Source organism: Acinetobacter lwoffii (assembly GCF_024129715.1).
GTDB lineage: Bacteria > Pseudomonadota > Gammaproteobacteria > Pseudomonadales > Moraxellaceae > Acinetobacter > Acinetobacter lwoffii_U.
Window position 1 is genome coordinate 1 of record NZ_JAMXXM010000050.1, and the last position, 4,028, is coordinate 4,028.

Annotated in this window: 4 protein-coding genes; all 4 read left to right on the forward strand. The window is 40.0% G+C overall.

The genetic code is table 11. The features are described from left to right. Positions 1 to 164 precede the first annotated feature (164 nt). Positions 165 to 1,598: a MobQ family relaxase gene (gene mobQ, locus NI462_RS14710; RefSeq protein WP_253161206.1), complete on the forward strand. Its 1,434-nt coding sequence runs from the start codon at positions 165 to 167 to the stop codon at positions 1,596 to 1,598. Positions 1,599 to 1,699: 101 nt separating this feature from the next. Then, on the forward strand, positions 1,700 to 1,933 hold the full coding sequence (locus NI462_RS14715) for a hypothetical protein (protein WP_253161209.1): 234 nt from the start codon (positions 1,700 to 1,702) through the stop codon (positions 1,931 to 1,933). A gap of 202 nt (positions 1,934 to 2,135) precedes the next feature. Next, positions 2,136 to 3,065: a replication initiation protein RepM gene (repM, locus tag NI462_RS14720; RefSeq protein WP_253161211.1), complete on the forward strand. Its 930-nt coding sequence runs from the start codon at positions 2,136 to 2,138 to the stop codon at positions 3,063 to 3,065. Between the two features lie 66 nt (positions 3,066 to 3,131). Beyond that, positions 3,132 to 3,668, forward strand: coding sequence for a plasmid replication DNA-binding protein (locus tag NI462_RS14725; RefSeq protein WP_253161213.1), 537 nt, complete (start codon positions 3,132 to 3,134; stop codon positions 3,666 to 3,668). The last annotated feature ends 360 nt before the right edge of the window (positions 3,669 to 4,028 follow it).

A 4,028-nucleotide genomic window follows, 5' to 3' on the forward strand; every position in this document is an offset into this window, starting at 1 on the left:
ACTTGAATATGCATTCAAGGTGCTATATGTATAGTAATGTTTTCCTCGAAGAGCGCACTTATGCAAACTTCGTTTGCAAGTCCGATTGGGGGGACCCCAATACCCCGACAACCGTATACACGGTTGTATTTCACTACGTGAAAATTTAAAAGCGAAAAACAGGCATGGCGATTTACCACTTTTCAGTCAAAACCATAGCACGATCTGCAGGGCGTTCCGCCACTGCTGCAATCGCCTATCGGGCAGGTGAAAAGATTTATTGTGAACGCGCAGGCCGGGAACATGATTACAGCCGAAAAACTGGTGTGGAACATAAAGAGATTTACTTACCGGAAGGCGCACCAGAACATTTAAAAAACCGGGAAAAACTCTGGAACGAAGTAGAGCAACGAGAAACCCGAAAAAACTCAACAGTCGCCCGGGAATTTGAAATTGCCTTTCCCAGTGAACTGAACCAGGAACAACGTCTGGCCATGCTTGAAGAACTATGCGCCAGTATTGTGGACAGACACCAGGTGGCAGTCGATGCCTGTATCCATGCACCGCATACCGGATCCGGCAGTGATGAACGCAATTATCACGCGCATATCCTGATGAGCACACGCAAACTCACCCCTGAAGGCTTTACGGATAAAACCCGGGAACTGGACCAGAAACACAGTGGAGAAATCGAACACTGGCGTGAACACTTTGCCGATATCTGCAATATGCACCTGGATATGGCTGGATCCACTGCCCGGGTCGACCACCGCAGCTACAAAGACCAGGAGAATGGTCTGGAAGCGACTTTGCACGAAGGACCGAAAGTGACCGAACTGCGCCGGAAAGGGATTGAGACCGAAATCAGCCGAAGCAATGATGAAATCAAACAGAGAAATCAGGCTCAGCTGCAATACGGCAAAAATATGGACATGCTGATTGCTGAAAATGAGATAAAACTCATCAAACTGAAAAAAGAACAGCAGATTCAGATCAAACATAGCGCTAAAACGCCACCAATTGACGAAAAAGCGATGTTTGAGGAAAAACAGAGGGAAACCCTCGTTCAACTGCTCAATGGCCAAATTAGCGCAAAAGACGCGAATCTAGACCTGGATTTCATGCAACGTAATCTTAAACAGGCCGAAATAACCCTGATCAAGCAGCACAAACATCAAAACGAGTTCAATCAGCAGCTTGCACAGGAGATTGTGAAAAGCGGACTCAAGCAAAGTCATGACAAATTGCAAAGCCTGGTCGATCAACACAACGAATTAGGCCAGAACAAACCCTTACTGTTTGGCAAGAAAGCCTGGGAAGCCCAACGTGACACGATTTACCAAGAACACAAAAAACTAAAAGGCCAACATGAGCATCAGAAAAAACATGGTGTGAAGGAATTACTGCAAAACGATGCTTTCAAAGAACATGCCTGGAAGAAATACCAAAAACAGCATCCGGAAAAAGCCAAGCAATACCAGACCCTCTACCAGTCCTACAAGGTCATTAAAAAATGTGTGGACGAGATCAAAACCGAACAGCAGATGAAACTCAGACAAGAACAGCTTAAAGCACAGCAACATGCGCCTAAAATGAAATCTCGTGGCATGAGTCGATAAACAGAGCGAGTGTCTACGAGCGAACTGAGAAAATTTGCCCATCCCTTTCCCTGATTACAAGCTCCCTATCCATCCATCACCTGCATAGCAGAGCATCCCGCATGGGTGCGAACTTTCCAAATTGGCTTCCCAAACCGAGCGAAGCGAGTAAAAAAGCTTATGAGCGAAGCGAATTCCGAGCTGCTTTTGATCTTGCTTTTGCTTTTCTCAAATTCACGGAAATATTTACCAAAAAATTGCCCCGACGAATCGAGCGAAAGCGAGATTCAATAGAGTTTGAGCGTAGCGAAAACCAAGGGCAATTTTTCATTCCCTGGGCTTTTAATTATTTTTAAGCTTTTAAATGCTTTTAACTGAGCTGTAATCCTTTATTCATAATGGTTCTAGAGATATTAAAACGAGGTTTACCTTGCATTAAAACGAGGTTTACCTTTCATTAAAACGAGGTTTACCTTGCATTAAAACGAGGTTTACCTTGCATTAAGCGAGATAATTTTATAACCTCGTCTTATTGAATTAAAAATATAATCTTTTCATATGAAAACAGAACTAGTTGTTAAAGATAATGCCTTAATCAATGCTAGTTATAACCTCGATCTAGTTGAACAGAGGTTAATTCTCCTAGCTATTGTTGAAGCAAGGGAATCGGGTAAAGGGATAAATGCTAATGATCCACTAACAGTTCATGCTGAAAGTTATATTAATCAGTTTGGTGTACATCGAAATACGGCCTATCAGGCGTTAAAAGATGCTTGCGATGACCTGTTTGCAAGACAATTCAGTTATCAGAGTCTTAGTGAAAAAGGTAACATTATTAATCACAAGTCGAGATGGGTGAGCGAGGTGGCTTATATTGATAATGAAGCTGTCGTTAGACTTATTTTTGCCCCTGCTATTGTGCCTTTAATTACTAGGTTAGAAGAACAATTTACAAAGTATGAAATACAACAAATAAGTAATTTAACAAGTGCTTATGCTGTTCGTTTATATGAAATATTGATTGCATGGCGTAGTACTGGAAAAACTCCTCTCATAACTATGTATGATTTTAGACAAAAAATAGGTGTACTCGAGACTGAATACAAACGAATGTATGATTTTAAAAAATATGTTTTAGACATTGCATTAAAACAAGTAAATGAACATACCGATATCACTGTCAAAGTTGAACAGCATAAAACAGGTAGATCTATTACTGGTTTTTCATTTAGCTTTAAACAGAAAAAATCAGCCACGCATTCAGTCGAATCTAAAAGAGATTCGAATACATTAGACCTCTTTTCAAAAATAACAGATAAACAACGCCATCTATTCGCCAACAAGCTCTCAGAGCTTCCTGAGATGAGTAAATATTCACAAGGCACAGAAAGCTATCAGCAGTTTGCTGTACGTATAGCTGCCATGCTGCAAGATGCAGAGAAATTTAAGGAGTTACTCCCTTTACTCAGAAAATTAGGATTTCAATGACATTGTTAATTGAAATTGTTAAGTTAACAGTCAGGTATTAACACAAGTTGAAAACTGGTTTACATAATGAAAAAACTGTCAGTTTCAGAGTTAGCTAAGCTTTATGGATATTCAAGACAAGCCATATATGCACATATAAACAAAGGAAATTTATCTAAAGGATCTGATGGCTTAATTGACTTTTCAGAGGCCCTAAGAGTTTTTGGGGAACCACAAAAAAAAGAGGATACAGTCAATCAAAGTCAATCAATTAACAGTCAAAACTTGACAGAAGTTGACTTACTAAAACGTCAAGTTGACATACTGGAAAAACAATTAAATCAGGCAATACAGAGAGAAAATCAATCTTTAGAACGTGAATCGTTTTATCAAGAACAGATTGAAGCTATGCAGCGCTTGCTAGAAGCACCAAAAGCCAATATGACTACGTTTACCGATCAGAGCTTTAAACAGGATATAGCAACGGATCCTCGGTCGGAACTAGCACCGAACTATGACGGATTGACTACTCCAGAGAACAAACGTATCCCTGTTCCAGAACACGTTGAACCTGAGCCTAAGAAAAGGGGCTTCCTAAGCCGCTTTTTCCTTCCATATGGTTAGCCAGGACTCCAGTTTTTTAATGAGCCAATTTCATTGCCAGCAATGAAATAATGACTCCTCAAAAAACCGGATGATGTTTATTAAAACTGAATAAAACCGTGGAACATTGCTCACTTATTAAGCGTGGAACATGAAAAATCATAAAAAAAGCCCATTCGGTGGCGATTGGGCTATCAACTAGAAACTACAGCATTGATTTCTATAGATAATTATAACGCATTTCGTATAAGGTGTATTATGTTAATTTTAGGAAATCTTAAGCTTTAGCCAACATAATCTTCAGTTGATATTACTTGAGCATATGCAAATTCAAAAGCGGCCATTAATGTTGCATGGACATGACCAGCAGGTACTTTAACG